At 68.6% G+C, this 14,870-nt stretch carries 11 protein-coding genes; 6 read left to right on the top strand and 5 right to left on the bottom strand.

What is annotated here, in order from left to right; all coding sequences use genetic code 11:
* Window positions 1–95 precede the first annotated feature (95 nt).
* The gene (locus tag ACQZ13_RS09290) at window positions 96–1,019 is read left to right on the top strand and encodes a M14 family metallopeptidase (protein WP_431051277.1); all 924 of its coding nucleotides are present in this window, start codon (window positions 96–98) and stop codon (window positions 1,017–1,019) included.
* Between the two features lie 114 nt (window positions 1,020–1,133).
* A complete protein-coding gene (locus tag ACQZ13_RS09285) occupies window positions 1,134–1,628 on the top strand; it encodes a DUF1579 domain-containing protein (protein WP_431051275.1) in 495 nt (164 codons plus the stop codon).
* Here the strand turns inward: ACQZ13_RS09285 and ACQZ13_RS09280 are convergent.
* The 4 genes from ACQZ13_RS09280 to ACQZ13_RS09265 form a co-directional block, all read right to left on the bottom strand.
* The gene (locus tag ACQZ13_RS09280) at window positions 1,625–2,308 is read right to left on the bottom strand and encodes a retron system putative HNH endonuclease (protein WP_431051273.1); all 684 of its coding nucleotides are present in this window, start codon (window positions 2,306–2,308) and stop codon (window positions 1,625–1,627) included. The two genes, ACQZ13_RS09285 and ACQZ13_RS09280, sit on opposite strands and share 4 nt — an antisense overlap.
* Window positions 2,308–3,636, bottom strand: a complete 1,329-nt coding sequence (locus tag ACQZ13_RS09275; RefSeq protein WP_431051271.1) for an AAA family ATPase — start codon at window positions 3,634–3,636, stop codon at window positions 2,308–2,310. Before ACQZ13_RS09275 ends, ACQZ13_RS09280 begins: the two co-directional genes overlap by 1 nt.
* Before the next feature lie 76 nt (window positions 3,637–3,712).
* Window positions 3,713–4,702 (bottom strand): dipeptide epimerase, encoded by a 990-nt coding sequence (locus ACQZ13_RS09270; protein ID WP_431051269.1) that lies wholly within the window; start codon window positions 4,700–4,702, stop codon window positions 3,713–3,715.
* Window positions 4,703–4,727: 25 nt separating this feature from the next.
* The gene (locus ACQZ13_RS09265; protein WP_431051267.1) at window positions 4,728–5,879 is read right to left on the bottom strand and encodes an NAD(P)/FAD-dependent oxidoreductase; all 1,152 of its coding nucleotides are present in this window, start codon (window positions 5,877–5,879) and stop codon (window positions 4,728–4,730) included.
* A 125-nt stretch (window positions 5,880–6,004) separates the two neighbouring features.
* Between ACQZ13_RS09265 and ACQZ13_RS09260 the strand changes: the two genes are divergently transcribed.
* A complete protein-coding gene (locus ACQZ13_RS09260; protein ID WP_431051265.1) occupies window positions 6,005–7,456 on the top strand; it encodes a peptide MFS transporter in 1,452 nt (483 codons plus the stop codon).
* A 67-nt stretch (window positions 7,457–7,523) separates the two neighbouring features.
* On the opposite strand, the gene ACQZ13_RS09255 is transcribed toward ACQZ13_RS09260, so the two are convergent.
* Window positions 7,524–8,255: a helix-turn-helix domain-containing protein gene (locus ACQZ13_RS09255; RefSeq protein WP_431051263.1), complete on the bottom strand. Its 732-nt coding sequence runs from the start codon at window positions 8,253–8,255 to the stop codon at window positions 7,524–7,526.
* A 232-nt stretch (window positions 8,256–8,487) separates the two neighbouring features.
* On the opposite strand from ACQZ13_RS09255, the gene ACQZ13_RS09250 reads away from it, so the two are divergent.
* From ACQZ13_RS09250 to ACQZ13_RS09240, 3 genes are all read left to right on the top strand, one after another.
* Window positions 8,488–10,737: a TonB-dependent receptor gene (locus ACQZ13_RS09250; protein WP_431051261.1), complete on the top strand. Its 2,250-nt coding sequence runs from the start codon at window positions 8,488–8,490 to the stop codon at window positions 10,735–10,737.
* Between the two features lie 10 nt (window positions 10,738–10,747).
* On the top strand, window positions 10,748–12,745 hold the full coding sequence (locus ACQZ13_RS09245; protein WP_431051259.1) for a serine hydrolase domain-containing protein: 1,998 nt from the start codon (window positions 10,748–10,750) through the stop codon (window positions 12,743–12,745).
* A gap of 69 nt (window positions 12,746–12,814) precedes the next feature.
* Window positions 12,815–14,854, top strand: coding sequence for a serine hydrolase (locus ACQZ13_RS09240; protein WP_431051257.1), 2,040 nt, complete (start codon window positions 12,815–12,817; stop codon window positions 14,852–14,854).
* Window positions 14,855–14,870: the final 16 nt, after the last annotated feature.

Here is a 14,870-nt window from a genome sequence, read left to right as displayed (position 1 = left end):
AGCTCCTGGTTGAACAATGCCGGCGCAGGATAGTCGACCATCGCGGATGGGAGACACTCGCCGACTTGATGACCCTCCCCGGATTCGGAGCATTCATGAGCACAGCGCGCTTCTATCCCATCGGCACTCCCGGCGTCCCGTGGGGCGACGCGGAACGCACCGCCTGGCGCGAGCGCCAGGTCGTGTCCCGGCGCTATGAGGACGACGTCGTCCCGCGCGTCGAGGCCCTGGCCGACCGCTTCGAGGTCGTCCGCTACGGACAGCTGACCTACGGTGCCGACGCCTACCCGCTGCTCGCGTTGAAGAGCCGCTCGTGGGATCCGGCGCGGCCGGTGGCGCTGGTCACCGGCGGCGTCCACGGCTACGAGACCAGCGGCGTGCTGGGCGCGCTGCGCTTCGCCGAGGAACACGCCGAAGCCTTCAGCGATCGCGTGAACGTGATCGTCGTGCCTTGCGTGAGCCCCTGGGCCTACGAACGCATCTGCCGCTGGAATTACCACGCAGTCGATCCCAACCGGAACTTCGGCGCGCGACGCGAGGCCGCGGAGTCCTCGGCGCTGATCGAGCTGCTGACGCCGTACGCCGGCCAGTTCCTGCTGCACATCGACCTGCACGAGACGACGGACACCGACATCACGGAGTTCCGCCTGGCGCTGGCGGCGCGCGACGGCAAGCCGCTCGTGGCCGAGGAAGTCCCCGACGGCTTCTATCTGGTCGGCGACAGCGAGACCACCCGGCTGGACTTCCAGGAAGCCATCATCCAGGCGGTGGAGCAGGTCACCCACATCGCACCGCCGGACGCGGACGGCCACATCATCGGCGCGCCCTTGAGCGCACGAGGCGTCATCGAGTTCCCGGTCCGCAACTCCGGCTTGTGTGCGAGCGTGACGCGGGCGCCGTTCACGACGACCACCGAGGTGTATCCCGACAGTCCTCGCACGAATCCGGAGGAATGCGTGGAGGCGCAGGTGACGGCGGTGCGCGCGGCGCTGGACTTCGCGATCGCGCACAAGCCCTGAACGGTCGGGCTTCGCGCCGGGCCGTCTACCGCCGCCCGGCGCTCGCGCTGCTGCCAGAACTGGACGGCCGCGCGCGGAAACTGCCCGGGTCGACCACCCGACCCGAGGCCTTCCATGCACACGCCCTCCTCTTCCGGCGCCGATGACTTCGACTTCGAATTCGGCAGCTTCGCCATCCATCACCGCCGACTGAATCGCCGCCTCAGCGGCTGCGAGGACTGGACCGAGTTTGAAGGCCGCTGCACCACGCGGCCCATCCTCGGCGGGCTCGGCAACATCGAGGACAACGAGCTCGATCTGCCGGAAGGCCTCTACCGCGCGGTCGCGCTGCGCTCCTTCGATCCGAAGAGCGGCCTGTGGGCGATCTGGTGGCTGGACGGCCGCGCGCCCCACGCGCTGGATGTGCCGGTGAAGGGCCGCTTCGACGGCCCGATCGGGCTGTTCTTCGCCGACGACGTGCTCGACGGGCGAGACATCAAGGTGCGATTCACCTGGGACAAGCGCCACGTGCAGGAGCCCCGCTGGGAGCAGGCGTTCTCGGCCGACGGCGGGACGACGTGGGAGACGAACTGGGTGATGCGGTTCACCAGGGTTGCGAGCGATCTCTAAGCAGATCGTTGCAGGAAGTGCTTGACGGTGGTCGCGTAGGGCTCGTATCGCGTTTGTGCGATCTCGCCGGCCAGATACGCCTGCCTGTCGGCAGGTGTCCACGAAGCCAATTCGTCGAGATCGCCCACCACCTTCTTTTTATAGACCGACAAGGCCTTGGCGCGGGCCCCCTTCAATGTTGGATTGTCCAAGCCGAACACACGGATGGTTTCGCTGGCTCGATGAGCGTCGGCCTGCTCCAGTCCTTCACGCACGCGCACTTGCCCGGACGAATGGAAATGCAGGTAATCGTCAGGCTCATCCTGGTCTGGCTTGAGGAGTGCCGCCGAGTCGTAGGAAGTGCCTTTGCGGTCCTTGTAGTGCCCACAGTGATCATTCGAGCCGCACGCGAGAAATAGGTTGCTCCAGGCGAACGTCAATTGCGGAAAGTGGAGAGGACTCTTGCGCCGGAAATGCTCGATGTGCCCCTCGTGGAGAACCCTTCCCTCGCAATAGGCACATCGCAGCCCATACTCGTTGGCGTCCGGCGTCGTGACGCCCGGCTCTCCCTGCATCCGCACAAGTGCGGCCCGCAACTCACGCTTGCATTCGCGTCCTAGATTTTCCCAAGTGTGCGCGGGATAGCCGTAGCCCGTCAGGCACGCAGGAGGCGTCACCCCTGCACGATCAAGCTTGTGCATCAGCGCTGTGTCTCCTGCGACTGACGGAGCTTGAAACCCTGAAAGCGGATGAGCCTGTCGGCGTCGATCAGCACAGGGTGTCCCGCGCCATAGACGGCCAGCAGTCGATCGCGCAGCACCTGGCCATCGGCACTGTCGTGCTGCCCGCGCTCAATCACCGCGGTGTAGTCGGCGATCAACTGGGCTTCTTCCACGGGCGGAATGGGATTGACGCCCATCACGTCATTCAGTGCCACCGCACTCTCCAGTCCCAGGATTTCCTGATCGGGCGCCGGGGCCTGCCATCGGCCTTCGGTGTCCTTGAAGACGACCCGGACGCTCTCCCGCTTCACCGTGGAAAGCACCTGCGGGCTGTGGCTGCTGACGATGAACTGCAGCTTGGGGAATGCGCTGCGCAGACTCTGCATCACTTGCTGTTGCCAAGCCGGGTGGAGGTGGAGGTCCACTTCATCGATCAGGACGATGCCTGAACTCTCGCGGGGGGCCCTTTCTTTCAAGAACCCGTTGAGACGGACGCAGCGCAGGGCCAGATCAGCTGCCAGGGAAATCATGGCTCGCACGCCATCACTGAGCAGGCTGATAGGCAACGCCCCATGGTCGGCATGGACCATGGCAAGCTCCTCGAACACAAGGCTGTAATGGAAATGACTCCACCCCTCACCCGCCATGACGGCATCGACCGCATCGGCGATTCCGCGCAGACGGGGTTGCAGGTCCGAACCCTCATAGCCTGGCTGATCGCGCTGCTGAACGACAGCCAGCGACGCCTTCCGCATCCACTCCTGAAGTTGGACGAAACTGGACAGCGACGACAGGCAATCCTCGTAGCCCACCGTTCGGCTTTCGGTGAGCGTCGCCTTGGTCGATGAACTCTTGTGGCTGACCCAGAGCCGCTTGGAGCTGTAGTAGCGGATGACCGGCAGGGGCGTTTCGGCGTCATGGCGCAGTTGCGTCTGCAACGATGCCCCAAGACTGGCCAAGGGGGCGGCCTCCCTGCTCGTGGTCCGGCCCTTGGCGCTGTAGAGGGCGCGTTGCCACACGATCTGGGCCGGCTCGCTCAACGCAGCGTCGATGAGGACGGGGAAATTCTGTTCGTTCTCAAGACCGTTCCCGACCGGTCCATACCGCGCGTCCGTACGCCGGATGTGTTCGGACTTTCCCGAGTCGAATGCGCCGATGAACGGGCCGAGCGATGCCGCGATCGCTTCAAGGATGGTGGTCTTGCCTTGACCATTTCTGGCCGCAATGACCGTAAGTTCGGGGTGAAGGCTGATCTCAAACTCGTCGAAGCGACGATAGTTCTTCAGCTTGATCCGAGTCAGCCTCAAAAGGACCTCCGAGTGGTTGCACCTCATTATGAATCGGCGCAGCGACGACCCAGGAGACTGTCCATCCCGTTGGCGGCTACCCCCAGACCGCCACCGGGCAGTCCACCTTCCCCTCGCCGTAGCTCACACCCGGCACGACGTCCTGCACCAGGATCGTCGGCCCGTCGAGGTCGACGATGTCGCAGAGCTGGCCGACCAGCATCGCCGGCGCCATCGCCAGGCTGGTGCCGCCCATGTTGCCGACCATCACGCCGAGCTTGAGCACGCGCGCCCGATGCGCCATCAGCAGCGCTTCGGTGAGGCCGCCGCATTTGTCGAGCTTGATGTTGAGCACGTCGAAGCGCCCCGGCAGCGCTTCAAGTTCATCGAGCGTCAGGCAGCTCTCGTCCGCCGCGGTCGGCATGGGGAAGTCGACGAGCGCCATGTCGGCCTCGCGACCGCGCGCGAACGGCTGCTCGACGAGGCTGACGTCGCAGGCGACCAGCACCGGCAGCAGCGCCTCGATGCTCGTCGGCGTGAAGCCCTGGTTGGCGTCGACGCTGAGCCAGACGTCGGGACGCGCCGCGCGCACCGCCCGCACCCGCTCGATGTCGGCGTCGGTGTCGCCGGTGAGCTTGAGCTTGAGCGCCCGCGTGTCGCGCAACGCGAGCGCCCTCGTCGCCATCGCGCCCGGCTCGTCGGCGCCCAGCGTGATCGTCGTGGTCAGCGGGCGCGGTTCTCCGAGCCCGGCCATCTGCCACACGGCCTGACCGGTGCGCCGGGCTTCGAGCTCCCACAGCGCGCAGTCGACCGCGTTGCGCGCACCGCCCGGCGGCAGCAGGCGCCGCAGCGCTTCGCGGCCGATGCCGCCTTCGATCGCGTCGCGGACCGCTTCGAGCTGCGCCGGCATGTCCGCCGGGCGGTCGTTCAGGTAGTAGACGCCGGCGGCCTCGCCGCGCCCTTCGTCCGGACCGTCCCGCAGGACGACGCGCATCGCGGGCATCTCGGTGAAGCGGTAGCCGGAGATGACGAAGGGTTCTCGCAGCGCGAGCTGCTCGACGTGGGTGGACAGTTGTAGACGGGGCATGAGATGGGGAACTCGACGGAGAGGGTCAGGCGTTGCGGAAACGCTGGGGAGAGAGGTCTCGGGCATGGACGCCGGCGGCGGCGATGTCGTCGGGCAGGTCCTCGCCGCGGGCGAGCGCCGCCGCGGCGCGGCCCAGCGCGGGTGCGGTCTGGATGCCGTAGCCGCCCTGCCCCGCGCACCAGAAGAAGCCGGGCGCCGTGGGATCGAATCCGGCGACCGGCGTGCGATCGGGGCTGAACACGCGCAGCCCCGCCCAGCAATGCCGCACGCGCGCGACGCGCCGGCCGCTGAGGGTCTCGAAGCGGTCGACCGCGATCGCGACGTCCAGTTCCTCGGGCTGCGCATCGCAGGGCGGGCTCGGCGTTTCATCCGCCGGGGAGATCAGCAGCAGGCCGGCATCGGGCTTGAAGTAGTGGCTCTCGTCGATGGCGATGACCGCGGGCCAGTCGGCCGCCTCGGCGGCGGTGACGCCCGTCGGCACGTCGATCAGCGCCGCGGTGCGTCGCAGCGGCTGAAGCGCCAAGGGAGCGACGCCGGCCAGTTGCGCCACGGCATCGGCCCAGGCGCCCGCCGCGTTGATCACCAGCGGCGCGCGAATGCTGAATTGATCGGTGCGGGCGAGCCAGCCCTTCTTCTCGCGGACCAGCTCGCGCAGCGGCGATCCCAGATGCACGCGCACGCCGCCGGCCCGCGCCTGGCGCAGGAAGCCCTGATGCAGCGCGTCGACGTCGATGTCCGCCGAGGTGTCGTCGAGCAAGGCGCCCTCGATGCGATCGCGCTGCAGGATGGTCAGGCGCCGGATCACCTCGTCCGCGTCCAGCCGGCGCGTGTGCGCACGCACGTCCTCGTCGGCGGCGAACCGGTCCGCGACGGCCTGCTGCCCGGCGCCGATCAGATAGAGCGTGTCCCGCGCGCGCAGCAGCGGCACCTCGGCGAAGCCCGCTGGCGTCCGGTCGAAGAACGGCCGGCTGGCCCGCGTCAGCGCGCGGACCGGTGCGTTCCCGTAGAGCGCCGAGTACAGCGCCGCGGAGCGCCCGGTGGTGTGATACCCGGCGTGCGCCTCCGCTTCGAGCACGGCCACCGTCATGTGCGGCGCGAGGTTCGCCGCGATCGACGCCCCGGCGATGCCGGCCCCGATCACCAGGCAATCCACGCTGCGGGCGGTCGTCTCACTCATGGTTTTTAGCTACTTTCCAATTTGGAAAATAACTCTACCATCCTGACAACTCGATGCACAACCTTGTTTGACACGGGAAGACCCGCAGAACTTCCGCCGGAAGGACCGCGACGATGAGCGCCACCATGACCCCCCCCAGCACCACACCCGCCAACGCCGAGATCCCCGGGAACGCAGGGAACGCCGGCGACACCGGCGTCGATCGCTCCGCGACGCGCTCGCGCGCCACCTGGTTCGGACAGCCGCGCGGGCTCACCGTGCTGTTCCTGACCGAGATGTGGGAGCGCTTCTCTTTCTACGGGATGAGCGCGCTGCTGGTCTATTACATGACCAAGCAGCTGCATTTCACGCAGGCCGACGCCTCGTTGATCTACGGGCTGTACACGGGCGGTGTGTTCCTGACGCCGATCGCCGGCGGCTACCTGGCCGACCGCTGGCTGGGAAGGCGCCTGGCCATCGTGATCGGCGGCAGCCTGATGGCGGTCGGGCATTTCGCGCTGAGCTGGGAGGCGCTGTTCTATCCGAGCCTCGTGCTCATCGCGCTGGGCAACGGGCTCTTCCTGCCGAACCTGCCGAGCCAGGTCGGCGATCTCTACGCCGAGAGCGACCCGCGCCGCGGCGGCGCCTACAACGTCTACTACGTCGGCGTGAACCTCGGCGGCCTGCTCGCGCCGCTGGCCTGCGGCACGCTGGGCGAGGTCTACGGCTGGCACTGGGGCTTCGGCGCGGCGGGCGTCGGCATGTGCGTGGGGCTGGCGATCTATCTGCTAGGCGGCCGGCATCTGCCGGCGGACCGGCCGCGCGACACGTCCGCACGCGCCGCCAATGCCGCGAGCCCCGATGCGGCGGGGGCCGCGGGCTCGACGGGACCGGCGGATGCGACGGACTCATCGACGGCGTCGACGTCCTCGGGGGCATCTGCCGACGGCGCGGCGCGGCGCAAGCCGGGTGTCGCGGCGATCGTCGTGCCGCTGCTGCTGGTGGCGCTGTCGGTGATGGTGTTCCGCAGCGCCTACGCGCACAGCGGCAACACGCTGGCGCTGTGGGCGGACACGAGCGTCGACCTGCATGCGTTCGGCTTCGCGATTCCCGTGACCTGGGTGCAGTCGCTCAATCCGCTGTTCGTCTTCCTGTTCACGCCGTTGCTGATCCGCGCGTGGCGACGCGCCGCCGTGAAGGGCCGCGAGCCCGCGCCGGTCCGGAAGATGGCGATCGGCGCGGCCGGCGTCGCCGCGGCCTACCTGCTGCTGGCGGCGATGGCCGCGATGTCCGATGGCAAGCCGGTGAGCGGGCTGCTGCTGGTGGTGTTCTTCGCGGTCTACACGGTCGGCGAGCTCTACATCCTGCCGGTCGGGCTGGGGCTGTTTGCGCGGCTCGCGCCGTCGGGCATGGGCGCGACGGTCATCGCGGCGTGGTTCCTCGCAGCGTTCGCGGGCAACCTGCTGTCGGGGGTCGTGGGACGCGCGTGGGAATGGCTCGGGCCCGCAGGGTTCTTCGTGCTGCTCGCAGCGCTCGCGGCGGCTTCGGCGATCGCGTTATTGGCGCTCACGCCGATGCTCAAGAAGCTGGAGGATTGATCACTGCCACGGCAGCTGGCCCTCACCCCTGCCCTCTCCCGCAAGCGGGAGAGGGAGTAAGAAGAGCTCAGCGCTTCGAACCGCGCAACTTCGTGGCTGCGGCCTTCGCGCCCTTGCCGGAGGTGGTCGGTGCGGGCGCCGGCGCCGGCTCCTGCAGACGCTTGGACACATCGATGAAATGCTGGCTGAACCCGTCCGGCGTGCCGCTGCTGCGCGGCGCGCAGGTCGCCAGCACGCGGCAGCGCGCGTCGGACGCCTTCAGATAGGCGTGCCCCATTTCGCTGTCGAAGTAGATCGAGTCCCCGGCCTTCAGCACCACCGGCGCATACAGCTCGCAGTGGAAGGCGATCTCGCCCTCCAGCACGTACGCGAACTCCTCGCCGGGATGGCGGATGAGGTCGCCGAACTCCGCCTTGAACTCGTCCAACGTGCGCGCGTTGACCTCCGCGATCAACGGCGTGACGCGCTTGTTCAGCAGCTCCGTCGCGAGGTAGAGCTGCTGATAACTCTCCGTCACGACCTGCTGCCCTTCCCCGGCGCGCTCGACGATGCGACGTCCGCCGCCGCCCGGCGCTGCACGCGAGCCGGGCACGTCGGCCAGCAGCTCCGCCATGTCCACGCCCAGGCCCTTGCTCAGCAGCATCAGCTTGTCGTAGGACAGGGACATGTTGCCCTTTTCCAGTTTGGAAAGCGTCGACACCGCCAGGCCGGTCCGCCCGCTCACGTCGCTGAGCGTCAGGCCCAGACGGCGTCGCACGCTGCGGATGTGGTCACCAGGAAGGTTCGAGTCGATGGCCATGGTCGAGGGAAGCAAACAGTGAGGCGATCTTAGCAAGGCGGCCCCGCCGGACCACCGCGATCACCCTGAGTTGAAGCTTCGCGTCATAGCAGCTAAGGTTTCCACCAATGTGAAAGCTTTTTCCAAATTGGAAACTTGTGGTTCAACTTCGCCCGCCTCGCCAGGAGTCCACCGAATGAACGCCTCCCCCCGTTCCCGCCGACTAGCGCCCACTGCACGCTGCTCACGGTCCATGCGCCCCACGCGTCGATTCGCCTTCGCGCCGCTGCTGCTGCCCTGCCTCGCGGCGCTGCACGCCATGCCGGCGTGGAGTCAGGCGGCCGCGACGCCGCCTGCACCGGCGGCTGCGGCCTCGTCCGCCGGCGGCGTCGAGAAGGACGGCGACCGCGCCGCGGTCAAGGCGGAGAAGCTGGAGGTCGTGACCGTCACCGCGACGCGTCGCCGCGAGCCGCTGCGCGACGTGCCGCTGCGCGTCGAGACGATCAGCACGGAAGGCCTGGAGCGCTCCGGCGCCGGCTCGCTGGTGGACTACGTGGGCAGCCTGCCCGGCGTGGACGTCAGCAGCGACGGCGGTCCGGGCCGCGGCCAGGTCAGCATCCGCGGCATCAACGTGGGCAGCGCGGGCACGGCGACGGTCGGCACCTATGTCGACGAGGTGGCCTACGGCTCCAGCACCGCCTTCGGCGGCGCGGCGGTGGCCGCGCTCGACATGTCGCTGCTGGACCTGCATCACATCGAGCTGCTGCGCGGCCCGCAGGGCACGCTCTACGGCGCGGGCGCGATGGGCGGCCTGCTCAAGTACGTCACCAACGAGCCCGACACCCTGGAGTTCTCCGGCAAGGTCGGCCTGGGCGTGCGCGGCATCAAGGGCGGCGCGCTCGGGCACACGGAGAGCGCGGTGGTGAACGTGCCGCTGAGCGCCGGCGTCGCCGCCCTGCGCGTGGCCGCCTTCAACGACCACGACGGCGGCTACATCAAGGCCTCCGGCCTGGCGCCGGGCAAGCACGTCAACGACGGCGACACGCGCGGCGGACGGGTCTCGCTGCTGCTGGAGCCGATGTCGAAGATGAAGGTCCGCCTCTCCGCGGTCGACCAGAAGATCGAACGCGACGGCACCGGCGTGGTCCAGTACGACGTGGCGACCGGCAAGCCCCTCCACGGCGATCTGACCCACGACCTGTCGATCTCCGAGCCCTACAGCATCCGCACGCGGCTGCTGTCGGCGGATGTCGACTACGACTTCGGCTGGGCGCGCCTGAACGCCATCGTGTCCAGCCAGCGCTTCAACGGCGACACGCTGCTGGACGCGACCGAGATCCTCGGCGGCGGCGCCTTCGACTTCGTGCAGCTGGACAACCGCACCAAGCTGCGCAAGGAAACGCAGGAGCTGCGCCTGACGTCGGCGCGAGGCACCGTCGAATGGCTGGTCGGTCTGTATCACAACAAGGAACGCAACAACTACAACCAGCGCCTGTGGGGCCTGCCCACCGGCGCCGATGCCGACATGGAGCTGGTGCGCGTGGGCCAGCCCGCGAGCTACGAGGAGAACGCCGTCTACGGCGACGTGACCTGGAACCCGACCTCGGCGCTGTCCTTCACGCTGGGCGCCCGCGTGGCGCGCAACAAGCAGGCGTACGAGACCTTCACCAACGACGTCCCGGACTTCCCGGAGCCGGCCACGTCCAAGGATCGGTCCAACACCTACCTGGTGACCGGCCGGTATTCGCTCGACAAGCAGAGCAGCGTCTACGTCCGCGCCGCCAGCGGCTACCGTCCCGGCGGTCCCAACCCGCAGGCGATCGACGAGAACGGCCAGGTCATCCCCGGCGCGCCGACCTCCTTCGAGGCCGACACGCTCTGGAGCTACGAGGCCGGCTACAAGGCCGACCTGCTGGACCGGCGCCTGTCGCTGGAGGTCGCGCTCTTCGACATCCGCTGGAGCAAGCTGCAGCAGCCGCTCGCCTTCGGCGCGACGACGGTGATGGGCAACGCCGGCAAGGCCGAGGTGAAGGGGCTGGAGCTGGCGTCGCGCTACGCGATCAACGACGACTGGCGCCTGGAAGGCAGCCTGGCCTGGACCGACGGCAAGCTCAAGGAAGACGCGCCGGCGCTCGGCCCCTCGGGCGCGAGGCTGCCGAACTCGGCGAAGCTGTCCGTGTCGCTGGGCGCGCGCTACAACTTCGCGCTGGCCGGCAAGCCGTCCTACGCCAGCCTGCAGGTCCGCCACGTCGGCAAGCGCAACGCGGGCTACGACAGCGACACCACCTCCATCCCCAACTTCGTGATGCCGGCCTACACGCTCGTCGACGCGCAGTGGGGCATGGACTTCGGCGCCTGGCAGCTGTCGGCCTTCGTCCGCAACCTCACCGACAAGCGCGCGATCCTCGGCGCCGACACGGCGCTCACCGCCTTCGGCGGTCCCCTGCGCGCGACGCCGGCACAGCCGCGCACGATCGGCGCCTCGGTCAACTACAACTTCTGAACGCCGCCCCATGAAGCCACTGACCTTGCGCCTCTGCGCGCTGATGCTGGCCGCGTTCGGCGCCGTGCCGGACGCCTCCGCGCAGACGCCGACCACCACGCCCAAGTCGGCGCCGATCGCGCCGATCACCGCGACCGCGCCGGCGTCGGCCGCGTCCTCCGCGACATTGCCCGCCACTGCCAAGGCCGCCGCGCAGCCGATGACGCTGGCCGACACGCAGGCCTGGCTGGACGGCCTGATGCCCGCCGCGCTGAAGATGGCGCAGGTGCCGGGCGCCGTCGTCGTCATCGTGAAGGACGGCCAGCCGCTGATCCAGCAGGGCTACGGCTACGCCGACTGGGACCGGCGCGTTCCCGTCGATGCGGAGCGCACGCTGTTCCGCCCCGGCTCGGTGTCCAAGCTGTTCACGTGGACGGCGGTGATGCAGCTGGTCGAGCAGGGCAAGCTCAACCTCGACGCCGACCTCAACCAGTACCTCGACTTCAAGATCCCGCAGTTCAACGGCAAGCCGATGACGCTGCGCCACGTGCTCACGCACACGACGGGCTTCGAGGAGACCGCGCGCGACCTGATCACCTACACCGGCAAGTCGCCCGACCTGGCGAAAGTGCTGAAGGACTACATCCCGCCCGCGCTCTACGAGCCGGGCGCGCGGCCGGGCTATTCGAACTACGCGACGGCGCTGGCCGGCCACATCGTGCAGCGCGTCAGCGGCCTGCCCTTCGACGACTACGTCGAGCAGAAGATCTTCGCGCCGCTGGGCATGCGTCACGCGAGCTTCCGGCAGCCGCTGCCGCCGGCGCTCGCGCCGCTGATGTCGCAGGGCTACGAGAAGCAGGGCGAGCCCGGCAAGGGCTTCGAGATCGTCAGCCTGGCGCCCGCCGGCAGCCTGTCGGCGACGGGCGCGGACATGGGGCGCTTCATGCAGGCCTTCCTGCAGCAGGGGCAGCTCGGCGATGCGCGCATCCTCAAGCCCGAGACGGTGAAGCAGATGCACGGGCAGTTGACCAAGCCGATGCCGGACCTGCTCGGCATCGGGCTGGGCTTCTACCAGCACGACATCAACGGCCGCCGCGTCGTCGGCCACGGCGGCGACACCATCCTCTTCCACACCGACCTGCTGCTGTTCGTCGACGACGGCATCGGGCTCTACATCTCGGTCAACTCGCCGGGCAAGGACGGTCAGGGCAAGTGGCTGCGGGACACGGTGCTGGAGTCCTTCGCCAACCGCTACCTGCCGGACGCCCGGCCGGCCACGCCGCGCCAGGTCGACGACGCCACCGCGAAGCAGCATGCGCAGCAGCTGGCCGGTTCGTACCAGAGCACGCGGCGCGAGGATTCGACCTTCTTCTCGCTGCTGCCGCTGCTCAGCCCGCTGAAGGTACAGGCGCTGGACGACGGCCGCGTCGCGCTGGAGCTGGCCGGCTCGCGCAGCGTGTTCCGCGAGGTCAAGCCCTACCTGTGGGAGGAGGAACACGGCAAGCGCCGCCTGCAGGCCATCGTCGAGAACGGCCGCGTCGTGCGATGGGGCCTGGAGCCCTACGTCTTCGCCTTCGTGTTCGAGCCGGTGCCGGCGCTGTCGGGCGGCCTGGCGCTGCTGCTGGCCGGGCTCTCGCTGGTGACGATGCTGCTCACGGCGCTGCTGTGGCCGGTCGCCGCGGTCCTGCGCCGCAGGCACGGCGTCGCAGCACCGGGCCGGTCGCTGCTGGCGGTGCGAGTCGCCAGCGTGCTGGTGCTGCTGGCGGTGGCGCTGTGGACGCTGGTGTTCACCCGCCTAGAAGGCGACGGCGACCTGAGCGTCGTCCTGCCGCTCGCTCAAGTCCTGACCCTGACCGCGTTCATCGGCGGACTGCTGGTGTCGCTGTGGCAGGCGCGGCTCGCCTTCAAGGGCGGCGCGGCCATCGGCAAGGCGACGAAGGCGCTGGCCGTGATCTGGGTGCTGGCCTTCGCGGTGCTCATCGTGATCGGCGCCGCCCACCACCTGATGAGTTTCAACCAGAACTTCTGAACCCGAGGCTCCCGGGATGGAGTCGAGGCGCGCCCACAAGGCGCGCCTGTTTCGCTTGAAGGATGCTCGATGAACTCGATGAACTCGATGAAGAGGGCCGGACTCGCCGGCTTGGTGACCTTGGCGCTGGCGATGTCCGCAGCGTCGCCGTCTCATTCGCAGCCCAGCGGGCAGCCTGCGGCGATCCCGCCCGAGAAGCCGCTCACGCCCAAGGTCGCTGCCACGCCGGAGCCGCCGGCGCCGTCCGCTTCGGCGCCTCGCGCCGCCGTGGCGCTGACCGCCGCCGACCTCGAAGCGTGGCTGGACGGTCGCGTGGCCTACTCGCTCGAAGCCGGCGACATCGCCGGCGCGGTGGTCTCCGTCGTGAAGGACGGACAGGTCCTGTTCCAGAAGGGCTACGGCTACGCGGACGTGAAGGCCAAAGTGCCGATGAGCGCGGAGACCTCGATGGTCCGACCCGGCTCGACGTCCAAGCTGTTCACGTGGACGGCGGTGATGCAGCAGGTCCAGGCGGGCAAGCTCGACCTGGACCGCGACGTCAACGACTACCTCGATTTCAAGATCCCGCAGACCTTCGGCAAGCCGATCACGCTGCGGCATCTGATGAACCACACGGCCGGGTTCGAGGAAGGCCTCAAGGATCTGCTCGCCTACGACCCGAAGCTCGCGCCGTCCAACGAGGACTACCTGAAGCAGCATCCACGGCCGATGCTGTTCGCGCCGGGACAGGCGCCGGGCTACTCCAACTACGGCGTCGCGCTGGCCGGCTACATCGTGCAGCGCGTCTCCGGCGAGCCCTTCGACGCCTACGTCGATCGCCACATCTTCCAGCCGCTGGGCATGCAGCATTCGACGACGGCGCAACCGCTGCCGGAGAAGTTCGCGCCCTTCATCGCCAAGGGCTACCGGCAGGCGAGCGATCCGGCGCCCTCTCCGTTCGAGCTGGTCGTCACCGCGCCCGCGGGCAGCGGCAGTGCGACCGCATCGGACATGGCGCGCTTCATGCTCGCGCATCTGCAGCAGGGAAAGTTCAACGGCGCCGAGATCCTGAGCCCCGCCACCACCGCGCTGATGCACAGCCCATCCGCGCAGGCGCGGTCCGGATTCAACGTGATGGCGCACGGCTTCTTCCGCGAGTTCCGCAACGGCCGCACGCTGCTGGGCCACGGCGGCGACACCATCGTGTTCCATTCCGATCTGAGCCTGCTGCCGGACGAAGGCGTCGGGATCTTCGTGTCCTTCAACAGCCGCGGGAAGGACTCGGCGGTCTACCTCGCGCGCAAGGCGCTGATGGAGGGCTTCCTCGACCGCTACTTCCCCGGCAAGCCGGTCGTCGACGCGCCGGCGCTGGCGTCGGCACCCAAGGATGCGCAGGTGATCGCGGGGCGCTACCAGACGTCGCGCCGCGTCGAACACGGCTTCCTCAGCGCGCTGTACCTGATGAACCAGACGGTCATCGCGGCGAATCCCGACGGCACGATCCTGGCGCCTTCGGGCCCGACCGGCGAGATGGCCACCTTCCGCGAAGTCGCGCCGCAGCTGTGGCGCAAGCAGGGCGGCATGCAGGAGCTCGCGCTGGCCGACGTCGATGGCGTGAAGACGGTGATCGACAGCGAGAACCCCGTCTCCGTGCTGCAGGAAGCGCCGTTCCTGCGCTCGGCGCCGCTGACGCTGAGCATCCTCGGACTGTCGTTGCTGGTCCTGGCGGGAGCGCTCGTCGCCTGGCCGTTCGGCGCGCTGTTGCGTCGTGCGGACCGGGCCACCAGCGGCACGTCTGCGGCGTTGCATCGTCTGCGTCGCTGGCAGCGCATCGCTGTCGTCGTCGACCTCGTCTACGTGACCGCCTGGCTCGTCCTGATCATGCCGGTGCTCAGCACCGACCTCGCGATCTACAACGGCGGCAACGACTGGCTGTTCGGTCTCATGCAGCTGAGCGGCGTGTTCGCGATCGCGGCGGCGATCGTCGGCGTGTGGGTCGCGTGGAAACTGTTCCGCGTCGACGCGACACGCCTGACGCGCGTCTGGGGCGTGCTGGTCGCCCTGGCGCTGGCGGGCATCGTCTGGATCGGCGTGGTCGGTCAGTTGATGGCCTTCAACCTCAACTATTGAGCGTTCATGAGCATCA

The sequence above is a fragment of the Roseateles sp. L2-2 genome (assembly GCF_050613215.1).
Lineage (GTDB): Bacteria > Pseudomonadota > Gammaproteobacteria > Burkholderiales > Burkholderiaceae_C > Roseateles > Roseateles noduli.
The sequence above is the reverse complement of the archived record's forward strand: the minus strand, read 5'-3'. Positions and strand labels throughout refer to the sequence as shown.

Excerpts from the sequence above, each read along its gene's own strand:
- ACQZ13_RS09285 (WP_431051275.1), top strand. The coding sequence starts at position 1,134 with ATGCACACGCCCTCCTCTTCCGGCGCCGATGACTTCGACTTCGAATTC.
- ACQZ13_RS09245 (WP_431051259.1), top strand. The coding sequence starts at position 10,748 with ATGAAGCCACTGACCTTGCGCCTCTGCGCGCTGATGCTGGCCGCGTTC.
- ACQZ13_RS09260 (WP_431051265.1), top strand. The coding sequence starts at position 6,005 with ATGACCCCCCCCAGCACCACACCCGCCAACGCCGAGATCCCCGGGAAC.
- ACQZ13_RS09240 (WP_431051257.1), top strand. The coding sequence starts at position 12,815 with ATGAACTCGATGAACTCGATGAAGAGGGCCGGACTCGCCGGCTTGGTG.
- ACQZ13_RS09255 (WP_431051263.1), bottom strand. The coding sequence starts at position 8,255 with ATGGCCATCGACTCGAACCTTCCTGGTGACCACATCCGCAGCGTGCGA.
- ACQZ13_RS09280 (WP_431051273.1), bottom strand. The coding sequence starts at position 2,308 with ATGCACAAGCTTGATCGTGCAGGGGTGACGCCTCCTGCGTGCCTGACG.
- ACQZ13_RS09265 (WP_431051267.1), bottom strand. The coding sequence starts at position 5,879 with ATGAGTGAGACGACCGCCCGCAGCGTGGATTGCCTGGTGATCGGGGCC.
- ACQZ13_RS09270 (WP_431051269.1), bottom strand. The coding sequence starts at position 4,702 with ATGCCCCGTCTACAACTGTCCACCCACGTCGAGCAGCTCGCGCTGCGA.
- ACQZ13_RS09250 (WP_431051261.1), top strand. The coding sequence starts at position 8,488 with ATGCGCCCCACGCGTCGATTCGCCTTCGCGCCGCTGCTGCTGCCCTGC.
- ACQZ13_RS09290 (WP_431051277.1), top strand. The coding sequence starts at position 96 with ATGAGCACAGCGCGCTTCTATCCCATCGGCACTCCCGGCGTCCCGTGG.